The organism is Rhizobium sullae, from assembly GCF_025200715.1.
Taxonomy (GTDB): domain Bacteria; phylum Pseudomonadota; class Alphaproteobacteria; order Rhizobiales; family Rhizobiaceae; genus Rhizobium; species Rhizobium sullae.
Map to the genome: position 1 here is coordinate 1,940,450 of NZ_CP104144.1, position 23,076 is coordinate 1,963,525.

A 23,076-nucleotide genomic window follows, 5' to 3' on the forward strand; every position below is an offset into this window, starting at 1 on the left:
GGACCTCGCTTGGTTCAACCGCCGGGTTTCAAGCCGACAAGAATACTGACGACACGGATGACAATCGGAACGAGCACGATGATCAGGCTCACCGGGAACAGGAACGCTCCGAGCGGCAGCAACATTTTGATCGGCAGGGCGTTGGCCTTCTCCTCGGCCCGAACGATACGAAGATCGCGCATTTCCTTACTGTAGACCCGCAGCGTCTGCGTAACGCTCGTTCCGAGTTCCTCCGATTGGCGGAACAGTACCGAAAGCGCCCGCGCCTCATCTATCCGCAATCGCGTCGCAAGGTTGGCCAATGCATCGCGCAAGCGGCGCCCGCCGCGCACTTCCAGCATCATGATCGAGAGATGCAGGCCGAAGTCCTGCTGCTTGTCGATGAATTCCCGGGTAACGCGGTTGGCCGCCGCCTCGATGCTCATCCCCGCATCGAGGCAAACGATCAGCATGTCCATGAAGTCGGGAAAGAGCCGGCGATACTCCCGCTCCTTGGCGCCGCCGCGCCGGTCGATATAGATGTTGACCAGAATAAAGGTCACGCCGGCGGCAAACATGGCGATGATCAACGTAGCGATCCGCGACATCTCGGGCACGAAGCGATCGAATGCCCAGACCGCCGCGACAAACACGCCGATACAGATCAGCGCGCGAACCACCTGGAAGATCGTCACTGCGCTGGCATCGAAAAATCCTGCGCGGATCAGGCGGTTCTGGATGGAGTTCTGATTCGTGTCACGCCGGGTAATCTCGAAATAGCGACGGATCAGGCGGTTTTCCGCCTCGCCGAGATCGGCAATCGTCGTATCGCCAAGGTGGAGTTCCTCGCCTGCCGCCGTCGTGGCCTTCGACAGCCGCGCCCCGACCTCACGCCGCCGAAAAACCAGTTCCGATGCCGCTGCTGAAAATATCAGCACTGCAAAGAAGACGATGAAGTAAATTCCATATTCACTCGACATGGCTCAGTACTCGAAGTTGACCAGCTTGTAGAGAATGACATTCCCGACCGCCATGAGGGCCAGCAGCACGCACACGACGACGGTTCCGTGGCCGCTGTCCCAGAGGGGATCGAAGTAGGTCGGCGACAGCGCCTTGATCATCCCGTAGAGCAGAAACGGGTAGATCGACATGAAGATCGCGGTGATGCGTCCTTCTGAGGAGATTGCCTTGACCTTTGCCTTCAGCATCGTCCGGTCGCGCAGTGTCTTCGAAAGGTTCTGCAGGATTTCGACGAGATTCCCGCCGGTTCCGGCCTGTACACTCAGCGATATTGCGAGCAGGTTTAGATCCTCGACGCCCACCCGGTCGGCCAGGTTTGTGAGGGCGTCGTCGAGCGTCACTCCATAGGTGAGTTCGTCCGAGAGGAGGCCGAACTCGCTGCCGATCGGATCAGGCATCTCGCGTGCCACCAGAGCAATCGCCGAAGGCAGCGGATGGCCGGCGGCCAGGCTGCGGTTGGCGACATCGAGCGCTTCGGGGAGCTTCAGTGCGAATTTTCGCATGCGGCTCGCCCGGGTGCGCCAGACGACAAGCGCAGGGATAAGGAGGCAGATCAGGAGAAAGACCGGTACCCTGACCAGATTGCTCGGCACCAGAAACTGAACGACCATCCACATTAAAGGTGCGCCGGCGATCGCGAAGAGGCCAAATCGCCTCGCATCGAACTTAATGCCGGACTGGACGTAGAACTGCCGCAGCCGCTGCATCAAGGGGGTCTGCCGCCAGCTGCCGTCGGCACCACGCTCCTTCAGCATGTCGCGGTAGGTCTTACGATGATCATCGCTGACATTGAGCAGGCTCAGCCGATGGTTTACCGCGCGGTGACGCTCGGATGTCCTGAAGTAGCCGCGAACGATCGCATCGACGGCAACAAGGGCCGCGATGAATACGGCCGCGTAAAGCAGGATCAGGGTCATGGTTCAACGGGCCCCGTTTGCAGCGGTTTACCGGGATCGAAGATCATCGCAGGAATCTTGATCCCGAGTTCGGCAAATTCCTCGATGAAGCGCGGCCGTATACCCGTGGCGCGGAATTCTCCGTGGATCCGCCCGTGGTCATCGGTGCCGGTCTTCTTGAATTTCATGATCTCCTGCATCTGCACGACCTCACCCTCCATGCCGGTGATCTCTGAAATCGAGACGATCTTGCGGCTGCCGTCGCTCAAGCGCTGAACCTGCACGATAACCGTAATGGCGGACGAGATCTGCGAGCGAATGCTCAGCTGCGACATCGGCATCCCGGCCATGCCTACCATCTGTTCGAGCCGGCCGACAGCGTCGCGGGGCGTGTTGGCGTGAATGGTCGTCATCGACCCCTCGTGGCCGGTATTCATCGCCTGCAGCATGTCGAACGCCTCGTCGCCGCGCACTTCGCCGACGATAATGCGGTCCGGACGCATACGCAGCGCGTTTTTCAAAAGTTCGCGTTGACGAATTTCGTTGCGCCCGTCGAGGGTCGGCGGCCGAGTTTCCAGCCGGCCGACATGCGGCTGCTGCAACTGGAGTTCGGCCGCGTCCTCGATAGTAATCAGACGCTCCTTCGGAGAAATTTGCGACGAGAGCGCGTTGAGCAAGGTCGTCTTGCCCGAACCCGTGCCGCCCGAAATGACCATGGATACCTTGCCCTTGACGGCGGCGCTAAGAAGGACGCGCATCGCATTAGCCATGGCGCCATATTCCACGAGGCGCTCCATCGTCAGCGGCTTGCGGGTAAATTTTCTGATGGAAACGAGCGGTCCGTCGACCGTGATCGGCCTAATGGCGACGTTCACACGCGAGCCATCCTTGAGGCGGGCATCGACCATCGGCGTCGATTCGTCGACGCGGCGACCGACCGCCGAGACGATCTTGTTGATCACCCGCAACAGATGGTCCTCGTCCTTGAAACGCACGGCCGTGCTTTCGAGCCTGCCGCCCCGCTCCACATAGACGCTATCGTGGCCGTTGATGAGAATGTCGGCAATCGTGTCGTCGGCCAGTAGCGGCTCGATCGGTCCCAGCCCGAGCATCTCGTCGGTGATATCGCGGATCAGATCATTGATTTCCTTGGCATTGAGCGGAAAGTTGTTACGCCGGATGTAGTCCTTGACCAGAGGCCTGATCTCAGTTGCAATCTCCTCGTTGTCGAGCGTGTCGAGAATGCCCAGGTTGATACGATCGAGCAGGTATCGATGCAGATTGACCCGCTCCGACACCATGTCCGGCCCGAGCGAAGCTTCTTCGACATGTACCGGCGCTTCGCCGGACGCGGGTTGCCGAGCTGGGACGTGCGGAACCGCACCGGCTAGAGACAGTTCGATCGCCTCCGGATGCTCCCGGTTTTCCGGTTCCCGCTGCTTGTAGAAACGCCCGATGATTCCGTTCGTCATGCCTTCCACCCCTCGACTATTTTACAATGACCGTGGAACCGACCTTCACCCGCTCAAAGAGATCGATGACATCGGCGTTGCTCAGGCGGAAGCAGCCCGACGACGCGAAGGCGCCGACCGTCGACTGCTCGTTCGTTCCATGAATGCGGTAAAGCGTGTCGGTGTTGCCCTTGTAGAGATAGATTCCCCGAGCGCCCAAGGGATTAAACGGCCCTGGAGGTACAAGGTCCGGAAGTTGCGGCGAGCGCGCCTTCATCTCGGCCGGTGGCCGCCACTCAGGCCACTCTGATTTGCGCCCGACCTTCACGACGCCGCTCCAGCGAAATCCGTCGCGGCCGACACCGATTTTATAGCGGATCGCCCGATTTCCGGAGACGACGAGGTCGAGCGTCTGGTTCCCGCTGACAATGACGATTGTCCCTGCTGGGTAGCTTTGCTCGATGGTCACCATGGCGCCTGTCCTCGGTCCGAGACTTCGCGGCACAAGCCCGCCTGCTGCCGCATCCGCGACAGCTGTCGCGAAAACCACAAAACCTAAAATGGCGGCACAGGTCCTTATGCGCCGACGGTCGATCGCCTTCATCGCACCAGTGCTCCGAGTTTGCCGACCGCGCTGCAGAAGCGCGCTCGGGAATTCACTTCCACCGGCAGCACCCCGCGATTGACCGCCTCACTTAGGGTATCCCAATCATCCGCAATGACATGAGTGGGGATCTCCCCGAATATCTTCTGTGTTTGCTGCCGGCGCACCCCGAGGCCGAAAAGCTTGGTGCGATATTTGTTGATGACGATGAATATCTGATCCGAATTGCCGCGCAGCCGCACCAGATTGGCGAACAGGTCCTTGGCTTGCGAAAGCGCAGGAATCGTCATTTCGGTCACGATGCAGATGCTGTTGACCGAGCTGAGCACATCGTACTTCCACGGCGTATCGTAGTAGGGAATGTCGATGACGGTGTGATCGCTCTCGAAGGCTGCTACGTCCAGCATCCGCAACACCAGTTCGGAGCCCCTCGGCGTCAGAAGAACGGACGGCTGCTTGAAGGACAGCAGCGAAAAGCCGCCCGAATGACGCTTGCGGACCAGATCAATAAATTCCAGATCGACCCGGGAAGGATTGGCGATGACCGGCTTCAGGTCGTAGTCGTTGACAAGGTTGAGATAATAGCCGAGCGACCCCGATGAAAAATCCATGTCGAACAGATCGACCCGCGGCGCGGAATTCTTGGTCGGCTGGGCAAGCACATGCGCGAGCGACGAAGCGATCACGCTGGCGCCCGCACCGCCGACGGCCGAAACCACGGCATGGACCCGGCTGTCGCTTGCCCCGGTGCCGGGAGCATGGGTTGAGATTACCTCAATCAACGCGCGCCGCTCGAGCGGTTTCTTCAACCAGTCATTGCCATTCAGGCGGAAGAGCAGCCGCAGCATGTCGTCCGGTAGATCTTCGGAAACGACAACGAGCGGAATATCCCGATGGCTGGTGCGGAACGCGAACAGTTCCGGACGGTGCAGCGATTCGCCGTCGTCGACGTCGAGAACGATCAGGTCGAACCGCGTCGAATCCAACCGACCTTTTTCGCCAAGCGCCTTCAGCGCCACATGGCGCACATCGTAACGCGACAACGCACCGAACACATCGAGCATGAGGCTTGCGGCCGCAGCATCGTCGGAAAGGACCAATATCTTGGTGGATGCGGCAATGTTGATGTGAGCTGTCATTTCGCTTTCCTACGCAATATTTAAGGAGTCAGCAGGTTGAACAAGTCTTGAGGTCTTCCGTGGTGATCGTCACCGGATGGGCCGGCATGGGGATGTCGTCGAGGCCGAGGAGCGCGCCGAGGAACAACACGGGGACGGCAACGTCGTGGACCTCGAAGCGCATGGTCAGCACCGGCCCGTCTGGTCGGCCCCAATAGCCAAGCCCCGAGCGCTGGTAGGTCACTACGACATTCTCCGGCTTTATTCGGTATTTCGGACTGATCGACCAGTTCAGATCGCACATGCCCGGACGCGACGTGCCGACCGGCCCGCAAACGCCATCGCTCCCTAAGACGATCCGGTTCAATGCCGCCGTGCAGTTCTCAAGATCCGGTCCGCAGGTTGAGGAAATCGCCGCATCGTTCGGCGCGGCATTGCCGTTGTCGAGTGGATCGGCAGCTTCGATCGGGAAACGGGCATCGAAATTCGTCGTCAGCGGATCGGATACTGCAGCCAGGCGGGCGCCATATTGCAGTGCCTTGACGGTCTGGTTCCACTGCGCCATCGCATAGCCAAACTCGACGAAGGCAGCAAACACCAGCATAACGATCGGAAAGGTCACGAGCGCCTCGGTGAGGCTGACGCCACGGGTATCTTGCCAAAACGCCTCAAATGTCCGAGTGCTCACCATCCGATGTATCTCTCTTCATGGAAGGAACTGATGGTGATGGCATCGAGTCCGAGCCAGCCGAACAGAGGCGAAGTCTGGTAGAGGTGAGCGGTAGAAACAGTAATGTTTCCGTCGGCATCGGGCGCTGCGATGGTGATGTCGGCAGGATCCTTCCAGCCCGGCACGCGGGGTTTAGCTTCCGCTGCAGGAGTTTGCGTTCCGTAAAAGGCGATCGTCTTCGCCGTCGCCTGATTGCATGTCGGCTCATAGGTTGCCGACGCCGGCCGACAGCGCGACAAATAGCGCCCCGCATCGCGCAGGCCTGCATCGATCTGCATCCGCTCCCAAAAAATGTTGCCGAATTCGAAAATACCGGCGGCGAACAGCGTCACAAAGGGCACCGCCACCAGCGCTTCGGCCAGTACCGCTCCCTCCTGCCTTGACCAGAAGCCGAGACCGAGACCTTGCCGGACGAAATTGCGGAGCGCCATCATCATCGGACTAGTTCCGCTTCTTCGCGCAGAAACTCATCGAGCGTACCGCGCCCGCCCTTGCCGGTTATGTCGATCATTTCGAGCGAGAGGTATCGCTCACTGCCATCTTTGATCGCCGGCTTGGTCAGGAACATCCGGGCAAAGGCGACCGCGCGGGTGGCCTTACGGCCGTTCAAATGGTCAACGGAATGCTCGTAGCCGCAGTTTACGATGGCTGAGAAGATCTCGCGGCGATCGCCATATTCGGCCGCCGTATAGTCCGCGAGGCTTGGCCCGCTGTAGCACTGGCCGCCTGTCGCAGGCGTCCCCGTCTCGCCGTTCGCCGAGGCGTGGCTGATGAGCGCCGGGTTTGTGAGCTCGTAGCGGTAGACGTCGTAGGCGGAGGGCTGGGATGGCGTACCGGCTGCCTGCTGCGGATAACTGGAGTGGTTGCTTAAGATCGTGCTTGTTGAGGGAGCGGCCGTTCCCTGCGCAACGTTCCAGTATGTCGTATACTGCCAGTTGTTACCGCTGCTGATCTTGCCGCCGGAGAGGGAGGTCATGGCCGCTCCGTAACCTAGCGGTAAAGCCTTGGCGGGATCGCCGACAATGTCTTCGAATTTTACCGGATCGTACGTATCGCATCCCTTGCCGCCATTTCCGGTTATCGTTTGAGCAGAGCGCACGTTTTGGGCTGGGCGATAGCGATAATTGCCCCGCACTTTATTGAACGACGAGGAGTAGTAGCCGAAGCGCGTATTCACGCCGTCTTCGACCGGCCCCGCCTTTGCACCGGTCTCGGTATCGAGGCTGTCGCGTGTATAGCAGGTACCGGGATTGCCGGTGGCAAGAGCCTCCGCCAGCTCGGACGCCCCGTTACCCAAGGGAGTTCGCAAAAACCCGAAATTGCCGGGACCGGGGTTGGACGCCGAAGTGCTGTGAAGCTCGATCTGCACGCCATAGAGATTGCCGGCCGCAAAATTGGTGTGCAAGGCCTCTGCCGCATCTTCGCTTGCAGTCTCGCTCGTGTTCCCACCGGGTTCGAACGGATTGCAGATAAACAGGGGCGTCACGTCGCAGGCGCTCACCCGGTAGACCGCCACGGCATCCGCCGAGACATTGACTGTGTCACGTGTAAGGCCCGCTGGTATTGGGAAGATTGTCTGCATCGCCTGTTCTTTGGCGATGACCCAGGCATAGGAGGCTTCGTTGGAATTCTCCGCCTCCATCGTATCAAGGTCGATGTCGTCGTCATCCTGATCCGGTATGCTCTTGAGATATTTGACAATAACGGTGCTCCCGGCATCGTTTCCGGGGGCATAGCTCACCGTTATGTACGAGCCGAGCGACATACCGTTCCCACCACCGGAAAAAGCTGCACTGTTGGCAATTTTCTTGATTGCCGCGTCCGCCCGGTCGATCGCATCGTCGCGGCCGTCGAGTTCGCGGGCTCCGGCCAGCGCCATGGCATCGACGGCGCTTTGCAGGTCGGTATGCAGATTGCTGCTGCGGCCTACATCGATGACCAGCAACGAAAAGCCGAGAAGCAGCGGCATGGCGATAAGCGTCAAGGCGATGACGTAGCCATGATGATCATTCCAGAACTGTCTGATAACCCTGCTAAGCATTGGCATACCCCCATCGCAGCGCTATCGCCGTGACCTCCGTGCCTTGTGCGTCTTTTCCCTTCCGGCGTTGCCGCCGTTCATGCCTTTCGATAGTTACTGACTGATGGCCGCCCCGTTGGACGTCCCATTGACCGCCATGCCCGCTGTCGGCGCGATAACCGACCCGCCGTTCTGGTAATCGGTGACCACCCTGCGGATCACCTTGCCGTCGCTCGCGATACGGGTTCGCTGCGCTTGCGGCGGGAACGGGTCCTGCGTATGGATGGCCTTGTTGGCTTCCAGGGCGTTCCCGAGCCCGAAGGTGATCGAGTCGCGATGGTTCATGTAGTCGGCGCAGCCGGAAACCAGGCTGGCGATGATAAAGACGAGAAGCACGCGCTTATCTTTTTGCAACAGCAAGTTGGCCTCCCTGGTCCAGATCGAGACGATGGCCATAGGGCCCCTTCACACCTTCGCCGTTGCGAAAGCGCCGCAGCATGTCCTTGTCCACTTCCAATATTCCGAGCGCGAACAGCTCCGCGTCGTTCGACGAACGTGTCTGGTCGAGCGGACTGTAGAGGTCCTCGCCTGGCGAGGCCGGCCGCACGATATGCGGGGTGACGACGATGACGAGGTCGGATTCCTTTTTCTGGAAACTCGTCGAGCGGAACAGCGCGCCGAGAATCGGTATCTGCCCGAGACCCGGTAATTGCTGGATGTCCTTGGCATTGATCGACTGCAAAAGCCCCGCCATTGCGAAGCTCTGCCCGTCGCGCAGCGCCACCGTGGTGCTGGCAGCGCGCGAGATGAAGCCCGGATTGCCGTTGACGTTGATCGATGTGTCAAGCTCGGAGACTTCCGGCTCGATCTGCAGGTTGATGAGGCCGTCATCGAGAACCACCGGCTTGAAGGTCAGCCGCACGCCGAAGGGGCGATAGTCGGTCTGGGTGGCGACGGTCGCGCCGTTGGTCGTCGTGGTCAGGATCGGCACTTCGCCGCCTGCATGGAAGCTGGCGGTCGAGCCGCTCATGGCGATCAGGTTCGGCTGCGCCAGTCGGCGCACCACACCTTTCTGCTCGAGCGCGTTGATCACTACGTCAATTTGGCCGCCCGAGATTTCCAGCACCTTGGCGATTAGTTGGCCGAAGGGCTGCATACCCGTCGCTGCGCCCTTGGGGTCGAGCAGGGTGCGGACGAGGCTGCCGTCGTCCACTCCGATGCCCTGGCTGGTCGTTGCCTTGCCGATGCCGTTGTTGCCTCGCCCGGACCAACCAATCCCGAGGTCGCGGCCCGTCTGGCGCGAGGCTTCGATGACACGGACCTCCAGCATCACCTGCTGGCTGTCGCTGACCTTGAGCTGGTTTAGCACCGGTCGCTCGGAATAGGATTGGGCAATTTCAATCACCCGCTGCAATTCCACGGCATCACGTACGCTGCCGGTCAGGCGGATGCGATCATTGGAGTTGAACACCCTGACCTGAGCCCGGGGCGCGGCGGAGCGGATGGCGAGGGCCGCCTCGCTGAAATCGCTGGCGACGCGGACGTCGATGACGCCGAGCAGTCTCTTGCTGTCGTCATAGACCGAGATATTGGTAGCGCCGATCTGCTTGGCGCGAATGAACAGCGACCGGTCTGACAGCGGCACCACGTCGATCATATCGGCGCTGCCGATGACGAGATCGCCAAACGTCTGGCCGGTATTGAGCGTCAGCGTCTCGTTTGGAGGCAGCGTGACCTGCTGGACCGAGCCGCCGAGCGTCACGAACTTTTCCTGTGCGTCGGCGCGCCCGGTAAAGCCTGGCCCCCAGCACACACAGGCCGAAAACACTGCGACCAGTGCCGCAAGGCTCGACCTTGCGATTCCCCTCTTGCCCCTCGACATGCCTGCCTCCACCCCCCCATTCGGCCGCCGCGCTCGCGCTGCGGGTATCCCGCATCTATGTCACTGGATCAGGCCGACTCTGTGCTCCTCGCGCTTGGTCGTGTTCCAGACGCCCACAGTCGCCCACTTTGGCTCAATCGGCAATGCCGGTTCGACCTTGCTTTCGACAATCTCAACTTGTTTTTCGCGCTCCGGCGTCTTCGCCAGATCCTTGCCGAGTTCGGTCGCCGTCGGCCCACCGCCGAGATCGGCGACCGTGATCTGCCGGGTCTCTTCGACGGAGGACGAGGCGATGTTGCGAAGCGTCAGCGACAGCGTGCCGATTGTGGCGCCGAGCGTGAGACGCTGCGCCTCGTCGGTCGTCACCTCGAAGGTCACGGTTTTCACGACGGAAGGCTCGTCCTTGCGCTCGTCCGCGGTCTGGTCCACGGCCAACACCTTCACGCCCTGCAGCAGCACGTCGACAAAGGTTTGGTCGTTGCCGGCCGGGTCACGCACGAGCCGTGTCAGAAGCACATCGACGCGATCCGAAGGCCGCACAAAGCCGGCGACCCCCAGCACGTCGTTGACGCGGATGGAAACCGCCTTCATGCCCTGGTCGAGCGCCGCCGACAGCGTGGCCCGCTCGCCGGCTCCGGTGATCTTCGAGGACAGAACCGGCTCGCCCGGATCGATCGCCTCCATGGCATAGCGCGGCTGGGCATCGTCGCCGACTACGGTCTCGATGCTTGCGAACGAGCCTGTGGGCGTTTCGTTTGAGGGCCATGGGATGGCCTTGAGATTTTCGGGGCGCACCCGGTCGCCGAAGCGCATCGGCTTGGCGGCGACAACCAGCGTTTTTTCCTGCGTCTTGGTGCGGCCCATCGCCAGGAGCCGGGCCTGCTGATCGGCGAGATACTCGCGCATTCCGAAAACCGCTGCTCCTGCGAGCACGAAAGCAATAACGAGACTGAAAATCGTTGAAGAACGCATCACCGCTACTCGCTACACTGGGTGGGATACTTCCAATATGACTAAATTAGAAGAGAGGCGTTAACAAAACCCCTCTCTTCAGCTCCAAAATCAAGGAGTAGGAGTAGCCGCTGGTGCCGTGAGGGTTTGAGCTTGGAACCAAGTCGCCCACGATGCCCATGCCGTGTTGAGTTCCCCGCCGATCGTGAGAACCGATGCAACAACTCCGCCGACCAGCAAACCAAGCAGAATAAGATATTCAGTCAGTGCCACGCCGTCTTCTTCCCGCGCGAAAGCGCGTACACTATTTACAAGTGCTTTCATCGAGAATTACCTCCAGATTACTTGGCTCGCCGTCATTCCCCCGGCACCGCCTCTTGCCGTCGAGACCACCCCTCCGACTACGTATATTAATAATCTGTTAATTCTAATTTAGTCAATTAGTGATATTGCATACGAAGCGTCGTATATAGTTTATGGTTAAGACGCGGCTCGACAAATTGCGCCGCAAAAACTGTTCCATCGCGGCATGCATCGGCTTTAGAGCTGAATTTGTAGATTATCTTCGCCAATAGAGTTAGGTGGCATGGTACAAATAGTCAGCTTTACTACGTGGCTTTCCGTATTGCTTTTTCTTTATGCCGGGTGGACCGATTTCCGAACGTGGAAAATTCCCAACACACTCGTCCTCGCGCTCATAACCCTGTATGCGCTGCGCGCCGTGGCCGTGATGCTTGGCTCCGAGGATGTCGGCGCGACGCTGTTTGCCCCTACTGGGATCGGCGGCGATGTCGGTGCCGGCCTGCTGATGTTCGCGCTAGGTGTCGTGCTCTGGGCTTTACGGATGTTCGGCGCCGGTGACGCCAAGCTCTTCCTGCCGATCGGCCTTTTCGTCGGCTGGCACGGCATGCTGCCGTTTTCGATCTTTCTCCTCGTCCTCGGCGTCGCGACGCTGCTGATGCTGCGGCTGCCGGTGCCGCTGCCGTTTAGGCATCTCGCCTTTTTTATGCGCATCGAGGAAATCCGGGCGAGCCGCAAGGTACCGTATGGCGTCGTCATGGTCTTCGCGGCTCTCCTCACACTTGCTGTGCCCTCCGCAGAATCTGCCGCTTCGGCAACGTCCGCTTCCAGGGCACCAGGAGTTCCCGCACTACTGCTTCCGGTGTGATCACCAGCATGAAAGCGAAGAACTAGAGACCATAGCTAACGACTTAAAAATGTTGCCGCCCAGGTGCGTTCACGCACCTCTGTCTTGATCGGTCGAAAAGGGCCGTATCGGTCCGCAACGGGTGGTGGGAAGCGGAAATTCACGAGCAAATGAGAGGCGTTTTGCCGCTCGCCGAAACCGCTCCATATGGGAAAATCGCCCACCGCAAGAGCCTGCCAGCTTCCCAAAACTCAGGAGCACGCGTGACGTCCGAGAGGCCCCAAGCCAGCCATCTTCGAAGGGCGGGTTAGCTTCGATATTCTGAGGAGAACGAGATTGAGGAAATCCGTTAATCCAGCTAATCGCAGCACATCTTGCGGACGTAGGTGCTTGCGAACGTCACCATCGAATCCAGATTCGCACCGCAGGCAAGTTGATTGCATCGATGTCAGACGAGGTATGCCAGAACATTTCGTTCCCGCGGAAGCTCACGGCCAGTTCGGCAGGCACCGGCGACGTCGGCCAATCGAGGCATGGCGGAACAAATGGCCGCCATTATCCGTTGCGGTTGCATGACATTGGGACGCAGACAATGGGTTGGGTTGTCAGAGCTACCGATATCTTACGATGCGGTGCCTTCGCTGAGACTGATAAATACACGCGCGTCTCGGCGACCTGGAGGGGAAACGAATGCATGAGCATGCGATAGGATTCTTGGTTGCAGCGGAGCTGTCGGCCATGTTCTGGGCCGGTCTCTTTCTCGTGCTCGGACACGTTTGACACTCGCAATTGCGGCCGGTTCGCCGCCGCCCGCGACAAATCTGCATCGTGCATCAGCCCGCGCGAGCCCCCGCTAGTTGAGCTCCGACGTGCGAGAACGAAGTCTCGGCATGCTTCGGCATCGCAGACCGGAATAATTTCTAATGTCTGCAATCCGAAATCGATGCTTCACACCGGTGGCATCAACGAGCACAAACTCACCTTGAAATGTCAAACACGCAGATAGAAAAACTGCGCTCAGCCCCTATCAGGTATAGATACAACAGGCATATGATTAATACTGTTGAGTACTTACGATCAATTTTCTCTTGCAGACGGCAGTAAATTTAATGTTTCCACTTGAGGTGTGTAGAGCGAGCCGACGGTGATCAGTGCGACCCATCCGAGCGCTCCGGCATGGAAGCACAGTGCGAGCTTGATCCAATACAGTTATTGAGCGGCTGAGATCTTCGACTTTGGACATGATAGTCTATCTTTCCGGTTGTTCGTACGACGATGGGGCCACCTCGCCGCTTTCCCGCACAGCTTCTCATGCCTCAGCACCTCAACAGCAAAAGCTGCGGGGAAATTCTCGTTTACGTTGGAAGAACATTCTCACTCAATCGGTTTCCAGATCCGCGTCGCTTTTGCGTTTGTTCGCAACCGCGATCGTCGCGTCGTCGTCCCACAATACCCCTCGACCACTCACGACTACCTTGGCTCACACCTTGAAAATCAGCGCTGGGATAATCTGAGGCGGCCTTGTACCACATTGGTTTAATTCATGTTTTTATCCTTCCAGCACCAAATGTTTCGTGTTGTCGGCATCGTGTGTTTCGCTGGATAAGCCTCACCTTCCGTAGGAAGAATGGATATTCCCGAAATAGAAAATCCTCCCTCGGGCAGCAGAATATTCACGTTTATGTTGCATCGCGGCATATTTTTGTTAAGGTGAGTCCTCCAGTTCGCCACCCTGAGGTTGTGGAATGAAGGACTATGCCTGGTCAAGAAGCCCGAGGCTCCGACGCGCGCAAGTAGTGTCCCGGCGGACCGGCGACGGACTCATAAAGCGCGGGTTCGACATCGCGGGAGCCTTGTTGGCACTTGCATTCCTCAGCCCGTTACTGCTGTTGCTTGCCTGCCTTGTCGTGTTTGCCGACGGCGGACCTGTCTTCCAGAGACATCTCCGAATTGGGCGCGGTGGCTGCGTCTTCAACTGCCTGCGGTTCCGTACGGCGTTGGAGGAGGCGGGCGGCTTAGCGGTCGCGCAATTCCGTCCCGCCGCGCGGGCTCAGGCGTTCGAATACGATCCGCACGTCACTCCAGTTGGCGCTCTACTGACGAAGCTCAGCCTCGTCGAAGTGCCGCAGTTCATCAACATTTTGCGCGGGGAGATGAGTATCATCGGCCCGCGCCCGATGGCGCCGGGCGACCTTATAGTCCTAGGAAACGTAGCGGAATTCTACCTGAAGTCACGGCCCGGTTTGACAGGCCCATGGCGACTGGGTGCGAGCGACCAGGCGCGGCACTCGAACCAGCTGAAGTTTGAGCGGCTCTACGCCGAAACCTGGTCGTTCCTTGGGGACCTGCACATTATTTCCAAGTGTGTCGCTGCCGCCTGTTTGCCGCGTGGCGGCTGAATATCGACGCCGGCTGGCGTGAAGCTTTTGAGAAGTCCGGAACCGAGCGTGTTTCGCACCCTACAAAGGACGTGCCCGAAATGAACCTGGCGCTTGTTCAAGTTGGCCCTGTCGATCCTTCTTTGTCAGCCTTTGCCCTCAAGGACGACGCCCCGGCAGCGCTCGTTAAGACAGCATTCCAATCCACTTCTCGAAAAAAAGGCTAGCGAATGGTCCTAGATATCCGTCCTGAAAAGGTTGCAGGAGAGCATTTCGACGTTGTCGTGATCGGTTCCGGCTTCGGCTCGGCATTCTTTCTTCATGGCTTTGCCAAGCACCGCAGAGCCCGGGTTCTACTCCTCGAATGGGGCAGGCACAACACGCACGAGTGGCAGCTTGAACATGGTGCCAATACCGATGTTAAGGACGAGGAAACCTACAAGAGCAACTCGACAAAGCCGTGGAACTATACGATAGGGCTTGGGGGCGGAACGAACTGCTGGTTTGCCCAGACGCCCCGACTGCATCCGAATGATTTCAGGCTGAAAAGCCGTTATGGCATCGGCCAGGATTGGCCGATCAGCTACGAGGATCTCGAGCCTTTCTACTGTGAGGCGGAAATGGTCATGTCGATTTCCGGCGACCCGGACATGGCCGCGATCATGCCGCGCTCGATGCCCTTCCCGCAGCCGCCGCATCGCATGTCTACACCCGATCGCCTGATGAAGGCGGCCCAGCCCGACCGGCATTTCGTCATGCCGACGGCGCGTGCGCGGATCGCGACGGAACAGCGCCCGCCATGCTGCGCATCGCTTCGATGTTGGCTCTGCCCCGTGGATGCAAAGTTCACCGCGAACAACGGTTTGATGCATGTGTTCGAGCACCCGGACGTCTCTGTTTGCCTCGGCTCGGAGGTGCGCCGGCTGGACCACGCCGCCGGCTCCATTCGCGCCGTGACCTTCCGTCATGGCGGTAAGGAGCATGTGGTCACCGGCGACTTCTTCGTCCTCGGCGCGAATGGAATCCAGAGCGCGGCAATCATGCTCAGATCGGATCTCGGCGGCGAATTCGTGGGGCGTGGCCTGCACGAATCCTATGGCTGGAGCTTCGAAGCCTATCTTGATGACGTCGAGAATTTCGACGGCAGCACGATTACCACCGGACTGAACTTCGGCCTCTACGACGGAGCCCATAGATCAGAATATGCGGCAGCATTGGTCTATTTCGAGAATCGATGGCCGCATGGCTTGCGGCCGGAAAAAGGGCGGTTGCGGCAAACCCTGCCGATCATTGTCGTCACGGAAGACCTGCTCGAGCCGGAGAATTTTGTCAGTCTCGACGAGAACGAGAACGCGTACGTCACCTACAGGGGACCGGCCGATTATGCGGTTGAAGGGATGGCCCGTGCACGAGAGAAACTGCCCGAACTACTTGCGCCGCTGCCCGTTGAAAAGATCGCCGACCGCGGTCAGCGGCGAACCGAGTCGCATGTGCAAGGCACGCTTCGAATGGGCACGGACCCGAGCAATTCGGTCGTCGATCGAGACATGATCCATCACAAGCTCAGGAACCTGGTTGTCGTTGGCACAAGCACGTTTGCGAGTTGCTCCTGCGCCAATCCCAGCCTGACGGCCGCCGCTTTATCCCTGCGAGCGGCAAGCCGAATTGCATGAGAGGAGTGCACGAATGATCAGATTTTCCCGTCGCATGGTGCTTGCCCTGATGGCAAGCGGGGTTGCATCAACCGGTTTCGGTTATGCCGCAATGCGATCTTTCTCTGATGTGGATTTGGCGCGCGCCACGCTTGAAAAGTACCTTGGCGAGTTGAACATCACGGACGATCATCTACGGGCATTTGTACTGGATTTCCAAAAGCGAAATCCCTGGGACTTCCCCACGGGAAAACTCGCCGACGCGTCAACGCTTCTTGAACGGCTTCGACTGGGCGCCGTCGCACGCCCGCTTCTGCCCGAGAATGCCGCCCAGCGACTGGAGCAGTTCGAGCGCTGGTTACTGGCTGACTTTCATCTGCTGACCGACTTCGCTTGGCGAAGCGCACCGGACGATCCCGTACAGTACACAGGCTCACAGCATTGCGTGAACCCGTTCGCGAACTTCGAGTCAGCTTAGCGCAGTTCGGGGGCCGCCCCGCTCTCGCATTGGCCGCTGGGCCTCAAGGACATTTGCAACGCAGCAAGGAGTAGGTCGATGAAAATTCTGTTTGCAGGCGGAAACGGGTACTACCCCGAGTTCAGCGGTGGCGTTCAGTCGAGCACCCACCACCTCGTGAAGCAACTGCGCAACCAAGGTCACGAAGCGGCTGTGCTTGCCTCGCTGTTCGGGGACGGCATTTTCGGCTTCAAGGCGCGCGCCAAAATGAAAATCCTGCGCCAGCGCGCAGTGATTGATCACTTTCCGGGTTATCCCGTTGTCAGGGCCTGGTTTCCCTGGGAGGCGGCAACCTTCGCAGTCGAGCGGATCAAACCTGATGTCGCGGTCGTGCAGTGCCAAAGATCCGTACCGATCGGAAAGGCCTTGCAGGCCCAGAACGTGCCGCTGGTCGTCTATCTCAGAAACGTCGAATTCCATGAGCTGGCTGGCGATCTTCGCGAACTGCATTCAGCCCTCTATATCGCGAATTCGCAGTTCACAGCGCGAGCGTACAAGGAGAAGTTTGGAATCAAGTCGACGGTCATTCCCCCTACGATTGACGCCGGCCTGTACGCTACGCCCACCACGAAAGCATACGTTACATTGGTCAATCCCTATAACGAAAAGGGTTTCGATCTTGCCGTCCGCATTGCAGAGCAATGCCCTGAACTCCCGTTTCTGTTCGTAGAGAGCTGGAAACTTGCCGACGATCACCGGGCGCAAATCGAACAAACGATCAAACCCTTCACGAACATCCGCCTAGAAAGCCGCACCAGTGACATGAAAACGGTCTATGGGCGCACCAAGATCCTGCTCATGCCTAGTAAATGGGAGGAGGCATGGGGCCGCGTCGCATCGGAGGCCCATTGCAGCGGCATTCCAGTAATCGGATCGCGACGTGGAGGATTGCCGGAGGCAATAGGTGAGGGCGGAGTCGTGCTCGACTATGATGCTCCGACAGAGGAGTGGGTCGGCGCAGTCAGGCGGCTCTGGAACGACACTGACGAATACGAACGACTATCGTCGGCCGCCCGAAGGTTTTCGCGGCGGCCGGAACTGGATCCGCAGCGGCAGTTCTCGACCTTCCTGGATGTCGTCAACCGGGCGGCCGCTGTTGGCCAAACATCGTACCGGTTTCGGGTTGGATCGGCTGGGAGACCCGGTTGGGATTTCGTTTGATTCACCAACGTGGCGATTTGCGGTATAGGAAAGCCGGTCAGGCCGGCTTCCTGACCCGACTTTTCAGGGCCTCGTAGCCTCTTTCTCCGAGCACCGTCCGCGCCACCGCCTTTAGCATGGCCTGCCGCCCTTCCGCGGTTCTTGCCTGCTTCAATCGCACCGACAGCCCCTCTGGTGAGACCATCTCTTGCGTCTCAATACACAGCACCGGTTTTCCCGAGAGCTTCGCAATATTCACCGCCTGCTCGTATTCGCTTTCGATGAAGAGCACCGCGTCGGAGGTTCGATAGAATTCGGCCTTGAATTTACCATGGGCGGCCAGCCGCTGCCGCTCCTCCTTGCTTGGCAGGTCAAGCATGATCAGCTTGTTGTATTGAACTCCGTGTGCCGCGAGCCACTCTTCAGTCAAAGACCGGTATTTTTCCAGCCGACTGGTCACGAGATAGGCAATCTTCCGGGTCGGTCCGTGCAAGGGACGTGCCTGCGCCAAGAAGCGCTCATAGGCCGGCCCGTCGTCGTTTTCCGCATCCGTTGGATCAAGGCACAATACACCGTCAATGTCGACGCAACTCTGCTCAAGGAATTTATGATGCATGAAATTCCACTGGAACAGCCGCGGCTGAGGTACGGACTCGAATATGAAGTCCGCCTCCTCGTGATGGTCGAATGAGCCATAGACGGCCGCATATATCAGCAGCTCGGCGGCAGTGCCGGCCGCCGCGATCCTGGCCCTGGCGTCGTTCATAGCGGTGCCGCCGTTGATGCTGTCATCAATGACCAACACTTTGCGCATCTCCGATGTGCTGCGGTCGAGAGCCGCCCGTCGTTTCGTGACCCCTGACGAGAAGGTCTTTCCGGCGATGAAGCTGTCAAGATCGGTCATCGGAATGTTCGCCGTCAGGCTGACGAGATTGGCGGCGAGAATCCCGCTGCGCGGAATGCCAACCACCAGATCAATGTCGCGCGGTAGCCGATGCAGATTCCCGACAATCGTAGCGTTCATATCGGCGATTGATCGATAGTGCATGGATTCAGACCTCTTTCTGCTGGCGGCCTCGGGACGTTGTCGATAGTCGGCAAGTGCGGCGAAGGCGGTGTGTGCGCCTACTTTACCTGCCTTCCTACCGGCTTAGTCAACCTTGTTGATAGGAGCGTAAGCCCCTCTCGCAGCGTCTCACGGCCGGACGGAAAAAGCAGCGCCGCGACGAGAGCGACCAAATATGAAAGGATAGCGGCCGCTATAATCGCAAGGGTTTCCTGATGCGGCAGGCTCGGCTTGGCAAACCAGACTGCAGCCAGTGCCAGATGAGCACCGAGGACGAATGGGGTTGCCGCCCGCAGCATATCCCCGACCCTCAACGGGCCTTTCCTGCCGACATACATCCACAGGAAAGGGGTTCTCAGATATTCGCTCGCCGCGTAAACGACCGCCACACCCAGTGCGCCATAAGGTAATCCGATGGCAAACGCCAGAGCAGACGTCAGGGCCGTGACGATCCCCCAGCGCATGAAATCGCCGGACCGGCCTTGGCTGATAAACAGCCAGCCCGCCGGGTTGTTCAGCGGTTGCAGCAAGCCGGCAAATCCTAGGGCGCGAAAGATATCTGAGCTTTCCCGCCACTGCTCACCGAGAAAGAAGGGAATAAGGATGTCCGACATTGCCACAGCGGTTGCCACGCCGGGCAGTGCCACAAGCAGCATTAGACGCATCACGCGAAGGTAGGCGCTGCGATATCGGTCGGGCTCGCCGTTCAGCCGTGAAAGGGCAGGAACCATGACCCGCGAAAGCGGGTTGGCGATCTGGCTCAAGGGAAACAGAAGAAGCTTGTAGGCGCGATCATAAAGCCCAAGCTGCGCTTCGCCCCAGTATCTTCCGATCAGGATGTTGTCGAGGTTTCGGGCAAAGAAGTTGGCGAAATTGAAACCGGTAATCCCGGCGCCGAAATTGAGCAGTTGGCCGACACCGTCGACCTTTCGCGGAAATCCCGGACGCCATCGAGAATTCATCCAGTAGCAAAGTGCCGGCAGAACAGCGCCGGTCAGCGTACCTGCATAGAGCGCCCAGTAGGATCGGTCGATCAGCGTCCATGCGACAGAGACAGCCAAGCCTGCAATTGCGCCTGCGACTTCGATTATGGCGAGGCGGCCGAACGCCATGCGGCGATTGAGCAAGGCGAGGTGTTGGGCCCCGAGGCCATAGGCCAGAATCTGCAACGCCATTGCGGCCACCAGAAGACTGACCCGAGGTTCGCCATAAAAAGCGGCAATCAACGGCGCGATTGCAGCGAGAAGGCAGGCAAGTGCCGCACTGACCGCGACGTTGATCCAAAACAGATAGTTGACTTCATCGTGGCTGATCGAACTCTTCTGAACGGTCGCCTGGGTTAGGCCAAAGTCCTGGAACAGCGCGATGAAGACCAAAACGGGGGAGCACATAGCCACAATGCCGAAATCTTGTGGCGACAGCAGGCGGGAAAGGACAATGACCGAGAGGATCTGGGTCGAAACCTTGACGGATTGAGCGAGGCCCGTCGCGACAGCGCCGCGTCCGACGGACTTGCGAAGCGAGCCCTCGGGCGGATCGAATGGGCTGGCCTGCAAATTCCTACCCTTATCCCGGTTTTGGTCCAAGAGAGCGGAGTGAGGAATAGTGTGCGGGGTTTTCCACCCACATCCCGCGTCTCAACTCTTTAGAAACATCACTGTGATCGAACGCCCTGCAATAGCGGGATTTCAGTTGCAGCGCAACAAAAAAGCAATTTGCAATGCACCGCACAATGAATGTTGCCGCACAGCATCTCACGTATTAACGTGTCTCTGCAACCGAACCATAGGTGGCAAGACTCCCGCGTCTACTGCGCTTCAGAAACGGTATTTACAGTTTCAGGTTGATTGTTAGACTGCAGGTGTCTCAACTTAGCGGTTGGCCGCTCAAGGCCACAGCTTTCCGGCGACATTTGCCGTCAAGCGGCAAGGCTTCGGATCCGAGGTGCGAAGATGGTCGGACAATACGGAGGGATATCTATCCAACACGGCGGCCGCGCCGCTCAACCATCGATATCGCACACCAACGACTGCATGACGTTCCCTGAACCGCTTCCGGCTCAAGGGTCACGCAGGAGCGACGTTTGTCCCCAAAGGGACGCTCAATGGTAACTCGAAGTGGAATTCGTGATGACGGCAAGGGCGATACCTTTCTGGAATCTTGGTCGGAATAAAGCCACCAACGTCAGAGACCTGACTTACACCTATGACGGTCTCACCGCATTCACGCCCTTCTGGGCAATGGCGGCGATCTTCAGTATCGCCGGCGATACCCATGGCCTCATTGGCTACAAGGGCTCCGCCTATATGGCTCTGAGCTGGGCCGTGATTCTGCTCAGTCTCTTGCTTTTCCTTTACCCGCGACGCACCGGGATATTGTTGGCACTGGTCGCAGTGTCGCTTGCGTTGTACGCCATTCGCCTCCCGGTCGCCTCGAACAACAAGACGATAACCACCGTCATGAACGGCGCTATCCTGCTCAGCGCGGCCGTGCTCTACGTGAAGGCGGGCCGTGGCGGTTCCATAGACCGTGTGGCCCTTTACAACCAGATCCGTGTTGTTGCGCGCGCCCTGCTCGCGATCATGTACTTCTACGGCATCTTTCATAAGATCAACACGGATTTTCTCGATCCTACCGTCAGTTGCGCCGTGGGGCTCTATGCGCCGCTCGCCCGTCCCTTCGGTCTCGCGGACAACTTGTTCGGCCAATATCTGGCGATTTACGCCACCTTTGTTATCGAGGCGATCGCCATCGTCTCGCTCTATTGGAAGCGCTATTTCGCCGCCGGCTTCATCCTGGCGCTGATCTTCCACTACATCATCCCGATCTCTGCCTATTCCTGGTACATGGATTTCTCCAGCCTGGTTTTTGCGCTTTATGTGCTGAGCATCCCGACGCCTGCCAGCCAGATGCTCTATGGCATCTCGCTGAGCGTCGCCAATGCGCTGCGCGAAAACTTCGGGCGGATCGGAACGCTTGTGCCCGCGGTGGCGCTGGTGCTGGCGGCGGCTGCCGTCGTCATGCTTTTGGCCCTGGCCTTCCCGGAACGCTCCTTCGACATGGCCGTCCATTCCGTCTGGATCCTGACCTGGGCGGTCGTTGGCGGAGCGGCGATGGTCGTACTCACCTACGTGGCGCTAGCGAACTTGCCTTGCGAGGATGTTTCCGCGCCCCGCCCGCCGGCTTGGGTTTACGTCGTGCCTGGCCTGTTTTTTGTCTCTTGCCTGTCGCCCTATGTCGGCCTGAAAACCGAGAGCTCCATCAATATGTTCAGCAATCTGCATACGGAGGCTGGCCAGACCAACCACCTGCTCTTTTCCAAGCCGCCATATCTTTTCAACTACCAGAACGATGTCGTGAAGGTCGTCGACTCCTCCGAGCCGCGCTGGGTGCAGCAATCGCAGGCCGGCAATTACCACATCCTGCATGATCTGAAGCGGCAGCTCCGGTGGAACCCGCAAGCTTGGGTGACCTATGTGAAGGATGGCGTCACTGTAACGCGGGCAACGGCAGCGACTCTCGCAGAGGAAATGCCGAATATCCTCGAGCGCAAGCTGCTGCTCTTCAAGCTCGTGGACTTCTCCCGCCCGAAGGTTTGCACGCACTAGATCAGGATGATTTTGGGCCGAATCGGCCCAAAATCATAAACGCGATCGATTCTAATAGCTTTAGGCAGGACGCGGCCGGAAAGGCACCCACAGTCGCGTTCCATCCGGTGAGGGCAAATCCGACCGGCACCGTCAAGCTTTCCGGATCGTGGATCGGGGCAATCGTGTCGGTTCACCAGCCCTTGCCCGGATCGGGGGACTGGTCCAGATCGGCGGGAAGGAGCGACCGGCCGCGCAGTCGCAGCGTCAGGCGGCGGCCGAACTTGAGTGCGGGATAGATCAGCCTTGCGGCTGTCCTGTTGGAAAGGATCGCACGGTTGAGCCAACCGAACAGCGACGACGAAGAACTGAGGATCGCCAAAAGGTTGACGGCTTCGTCGCCATGGTAGACGCGATCTTCGAAGACGAAGAGCATCCCTTCGTTCAGGTCATAGCCCTCGCGTTGGAAGCTCGCAACGCGCGGATCACCGGAACGGGCATCGAGCAGCTCGACCGGCCCCACGGTTTCACGCAATCGCATGAAGCGAACATAGCTCTGGCAAAAGACGCAATCGCCATCATAGACGATGAGCGCCATTTTCGCGGGCGCGGTCATTGGGCCACCGGGTCGATGCCTGGATCCGTGGGCGGCGTCGAGGCGTCGCCCAAGGCGCATTCGCCGTAGAATGTACAGCCGGAAACGACGGGCAAGTTGACAAGCGCATCGAAGACCCCGACCGCCGCCAGACCGACGACGCCAAGTGCGATGAGCTTTTTGTAAACAGGCATGTCTCGAAGCATTCTCATTCGTTCCCTTGCTGGGTTCACGTCATTTGACTTGCTTCATTGACGACCAACGGGCACATAGGGACCAAGCGCGACCATAAGTTCCGTTACCAACGGCCCTAAGCCGCCCGTCGCCAATCTGGTGCGATGCA

22 protein-coding genes are annotated in these 23,076 nt (G+C 58.9%); 6 read left to right on the forward strand and 16 right to left on the reverse strand.

Features of this window, described 5'->3' with window-relative positions; translation table 11 throughout:
- Window positions 1–14: 14 nt before the first annotated feature.
- From N2599_RS29905 to N2599_RS29960, 12 genes are all read right to left on the reverse strand, one after another.
- Window positions 15–959: a type II secretion system F family protein gene (locus tag N2599_RS29905; RefSeq protein ID WP_027509810.1), complete on the reverse strand. Its 945-nt coding sequence runs from the start codon at window positions 957–959 to the stop codon at window positions 15–17.
- 3 nt (window positions 960–962) lie between these two features.
- Window positions 963–1,916 carry a type II secretion system F family protein gene (locus tag N2599_RS29910; protein WP_027509809.1) on the reverse strand — a complete coding sequence of 318 codons (954 nt, stop codon included), beginning with the start codon at window positions 1,914–1,916 and terminating at the stop codon, window positions 963–965.
- A complete protein-coding gene (locus N2599_RS29915; RefSeq protein ID WP_027509808.1) occupies window positions 1,913–3,367 on the reverse strand; it encodes a TadA family conjugal transfer-associated ATPase in 1,455 nt (484 codons plus the stop codon). The genes N2599_RS29910 and N2599_RS29915 overlap by 4 nt, the downstream gene beginning before the upstream one ends.
- 16 nt (window positions 3,368–3,383) lie before the next feature.
- Window positions 3,384–3,950: a L,D-transpeptidase gene (locus tag N2599_RS29920; protein ID WP_027509807.1), complete on the reverse strand. Its 567-nt coding sequence runs from the start codon at window positions 3,948–3,950 to the stop codon at window positions 3,384–3,386.
- Window positions 3,947–5,089 (reverse strand): response regulator/pilus assembly protein, encoded by a 1,143-nt coding sequence (locus N2599_RS29925; protein WP_027509806.1) that lies wholly within the window; start codon window positions 5,087–5,089, stop codon window positions 3,947–3,949. The genes N2599_RS29920 and N2599_RS29925 overlap by 4 nt, the downstream gene beginning before the upstream one ends.
- A gap of 28 nt (window positions 5,090–5,117) precedes the next feature.
- Window positions 5,118–5,759: a TadE/TadG family type IV pilus assembly protein gene (locus N2599_RS29930; RefSeq protein WP_027509805.1), complete on the reverse strand. Its 642-nt coding sequence runs from the start codon at window positions 5,757–5,759 to the stop codon at window positions 5,118–5,120.
- A complete protein-coding gene (locus N2599_RS29935; protein ID WP_027509804.1) occupies window positions 5,753–6,232 on the reverse strand; it encodes a TadE/TadG family type IV pilus assembly protein in 480 nt (159 codons plus the stop codon). The genes N2599_RS29930 and N2599_RS29935 overlap by 7 nt, the downstream gene beginning before the upstream one ends.
- Complete coding sequence (locus tag N2599_RS29940) at window positions 6,232–7,839, reverse strand: TadE/TadG family type IV pilus assembly protein (RefSeq protein WP_027509803.1); 1,608 nt, start codon at window positions 7,837–7,839, stop codon at window positions 6,232–6,234. Before N2599_RS29940 ends, N2599_RS29935 begins: the two co-directional genes overlap by 1 nt.
- A 93-nt stretch (window positions 7,840–7,932) precedes the next feature.
- Window positions 7,933–8,274, reverse strand: coding sequence for a hypothetical protein (locus N2599_RS29945; RefSeq protein ID WP_245209235.1), 342 nt, complete (start codon window positions 8,272–8,274; stop codon window positions 7,933–7,935).
- Window positions 8,219–9,700, reverse strand: a complete 1,482-nt coding sequence (locus N2599_RS29950; protein ID WP_027509801.1) for a type II and III secretion system protein family protein — start codon at window positions 9,698–9,700, stop codon at window positions 8,219–8,221. The genes N2599_RS29945 and N2599_RS29950 overlap by 56 nt, the downstream gene beginning before the upstream one ends.
- Before the next feature lie 60 nt (window positions 9,701–9,760).
- Complete coding sequence (cpaB, locus tag N2599_RS29955; protein WP_027509800.1) at window positions 9,761–10,672, reverse strand: Flp pilus assembly protein CpaB; 912 nt, start codon at window positions 10,670–10,672, stop codon at window positions 9,761–9,763.
- 90 nt (window positions 10,673–10,762) lie between these two features.
- Entirely contained in the window at window positions 10,763–10,975 is a 213-nt protein-coding gene (locus N2599_RS29960; RefSeq protein WP_084606447.1) for a hypothetical protein, read from the reverse strand.
- Window positions 10,976–11,237: 262 nt separating this feature from the next.
- Here N2599_RS29960 and N2599_RS29965 point away from each other — a divergent pair, with 262 nt between their 5' ends.
- The 5 genes from N2599_RS29965 to N2599_RS29985 all read left to right on the forward strand — a co-directional run bounded on the left by N2599_RS29965 (window position 11,238) and on the right by N2599_RS29985 (window position 17,506).
- Complete coding sequence (locus N2599_RS29965) at window positions 11,238–11,819, forward strand: A24 family peptidase (RefSeq protein WP_084606446.1); 582 nt, start codon at window positions 11,238–11,240, stop codon at window positions 11,817–11,819.
- A 1,835-nt stretch (window positions 11,820–13,654) separates the two neighbouring features.
- Window positions 13,655–14,197, forward strand: a complete 543-nt coding sequence (locus N2599_RS29970) for a sugar transferase (protein ID WP_167333896.1) — start codon at window positions 13,655–13,657, stop codon at window positions 14,195–14,197.
- Between the two features lie 209 nt (window positions 14,198–14,406).
- Window positions 14,407–15,849, forward strand: coding sequence for a GMC oxidoreductase (locus N2599_RS29975; RefSeq protein ID WP_027509798.1), 1,443 nt, complete (start codon window positions 14,407–14,409; stop codon window positions 15,847–15,849).
- A 13-nt stretch (window positions 15,850–15,862) separates the two neighbouring features.
- On the forward strand, window positions 15,863–16,306 hold the full coding sequence (locus N2599_RS29980; RefSeq protein ID WP_027509797.1) for a hypothetical protein: 444 nt from the start codon (window positions 15,863–15,865) through the stop codon (window positions 16,304–16,306).
- Window positions 16,307–16,384: 78 nt separating this feature from the next.
- Window positions 16,385–17,506, forward strand: coding sequence for a glycosyltransferase (locus tag N2599_RS29985; protein ID WP_051336546.1), 1,122 nt, complete (start codon window positions 16,385–16,387; stop codon window positions 17,504–17,506).
- Window positions 17,507–17,543: 37 nt separating this feature from the next.
- Here the strand turns inward: N2599_RS29985 and N2599_RS29990 are convergent, their stop codons facing one another.
- On the reverse strand, window positions 17,544–18,533 hold the full coding sequence (locus N2599_RS29990) for a phosphoribosyltransferase family protein (protein ID WP_027509796.1): 990 nt from the start codon (window positions 18,531–18,533) through the stop codon (window positions 17,544–17,546).
- A 77-nt stretch (window positions 18,534–18,610) separates the two neighbouring features.
- Complete coding sequence (locus tag N2599_RS29995) at window positions 18,611–20,107, reverse strand: lipopolysaccharide biosynthesis protein (RefSeq protein ID WP_027509795.1); 1,497 nt, start codon at window positions 20,105–20,107, stop codon at window positions 18,611–18,613.
- 573 nt (window positions 20,108–20,680) lie between these two features.
- On the opposite strand from N2599_RS29995, the gene N2599_RS30000 reads away from it, so the two are divergent.
- The gene (locus tag N2599_RS30000) at window positions 20,681–22,159 is read left to right on the forward strand and encodes a thiol-disulfide oxidoreductase (protein ID WP_027509794.1); all 1,479 of its coding nucleotides are present in this window, start codon (window positions 20,681–20,683) and stop codon (window positions 22,157–22,159) included.
- 172 nt (window positions 22,160–22,331) lie between these two features.
- Here the strand turns inward: N2599_RS30000 and N2599_RS30005 are convergent, their stop codons facing one another.
- Entirely contained in the window at window positions 22,332–22,754 is a 423-nt protein-coding gene (locus N2599_RS30005) for a DCC1-like thiol-disulfide oxidoreductase family protein (protein ID WP_037141831.1), read from the reverse strand.
- Window positions 22,751–22,927 carry a hypothetical protein gene (locus N2599_RS30010; protein WP_156915261.1) on the reverse strand — a complete coding sequence of 59 codons (177 nt, stop codon included), beginning with the start codon at window positions 22,925–22,927 and terminating at the stop codon, window positions 22,751–22,753. The genes N2599_RS30005 and N2599_RS30010 overlap by 4 nt, the downstream gene beginning before the upstream one ends.
- Between the last annotated feature and the right edge of the window lie 149 nt (window positions 22,928–23,076).

Bases quoted from the DNA above. Each gene is read 5' to 3' on its own strand.
- N2599_RS29935 (WP_027509804.1), bottom strand. From the start codon at position 6,232: ATGATGGCGCTCCGCAATTTCGTCCGGCAAGGTCTCGGTCTCGGCTTC.
- N2599_RS29945 (WP_245209235.1), bottom strand. From the start codon at position 8,274: ATGGCCATCGTCTCGATCTGGACCAGGGAGGCCAACTTGCTGTTGCAA.
- N2599_RS29960 (WP_084606447.1), bottom strand. From the start codon at position 10,975: ATGAAAGCACTTGTAAATAGTGTACGCGCTTTCGCGCGGGAAGAAGAC.
- N2599_RS29965 (WP_084606446.1), top strand. From the start codon at position 11,238: ATGGTACAAATAGTCAGCTTTACTACGTGGCTTTCCGTATTGCTTTTT.
- N2599_RS29905 (WP_027509810.1), bottom strand. From the start codon at position 959: ATGTCGAGTGAATATGGAATTTACTTCATCGTCTTCTTTGCAGTGCTG.
- N2599_RS30010 (WP_156915261.1), bottom strand. From the start codon at position 22,927: ATGCCTGTTTACAAAAAGCTCATCGCACTTGGCGTCGTCGGTCTGGCG.
- N2599_RS29910 (WP_027509809.1), bottom strand. From the start codon at position 1,916: ATGACCCTGATCCTGCTTTACGCGGCCGTATTCATCGCGGCCCTTGTT.
- N2599_RS29950 (WP_027509801.1), bottom strand. From the start codon at position 9,700: ATGTCGAGGGGCAAGAGGGGAATCGCAAGGTCGAGCCTTGCGGCACTG.
- N2599_RS29980 (WP_027509797.1), top strand. From the start codon at position 15,863: ATGATCAGATTTTCCCGTCGCATGGTGCTTGCCCTGATGGCAAGCGGG.
- cpaB (WP_027509800.1), bottom strand. From the start codon at position 10,672: ATGCGTTCTTCAACGATTTTCAGTCTCGTTATTGCTTTCGTGCTCGCA.
- N2599_RS30000 (WP_027509794.1), top strand. From the start codon at position 20,681: ATGACGGCAAGGGCGATACCTTTCTGGAATCTTGGTCGGAATAAAGCC.
- N2599_RS29975 (WP_027509798.1), top strand. From the start codon at position 14,407: ATGGTCCTAGATATCCGTCCTGAAAAGGTTGCAGGAGAGCATTTCGAC.
- N2599_RS29925 (WP_027509806.1), bottom strand. From the start codon at position 5,089: ATGACAGCTCACATCAACATTGCCGCATCCACCAAGATATTGGTCCTT.
- N2599_RS29990 (WP_027509796.1), bottom strand. From the start codon at position 18,533: ATGCACTATCGATCAATCGCCGATATGAACGCTACGATTGTCGGGAAT.
- N2599_RS29940 (WP_027509803.1), bottom strand. From the start codon at position 7,839: ATGCTTAGCAGGGTTATCAGACAGTTCTGGAATGATCATCATGGCTAC.
- N2599_RS29920 (WP_027509807.1), bottom strand. From the start codon at position 3,950: ATGAAGGCGATCGACCGTCGGCGCATAAGGACCTGTGCCGCCATTTTA.
- N2599_RS29915 (WP_027509808.1), bottom strand. From the start codon at position 3,367: ATGACGAACGGAATCATCGGGCGTTTCTACAAGCAGCGGGAACCGGAA.
- N2599_RS29985 (WP_051336546.1), top strand. From the start codon at position 16,385: ATGAAAATTCTGTTTGCAGGCGGAAACGGGTACTACCCCGAGTTCAGC.
- N2599_RS29930 (WP_027509805.1), bottom strand. From the start codon at position 5,759: ATGGTGAGCACTCGGACATTTGAGGCGTTTTGGCAAGATACCCGTGGC.
- N2599_RS30005 (WP_037141831.1), bottom strand. From the start codon at position 22,754: ATGACCGCGCCCGCGAAAATGGCGCTCATCGTCTATGATGGCGATTGC.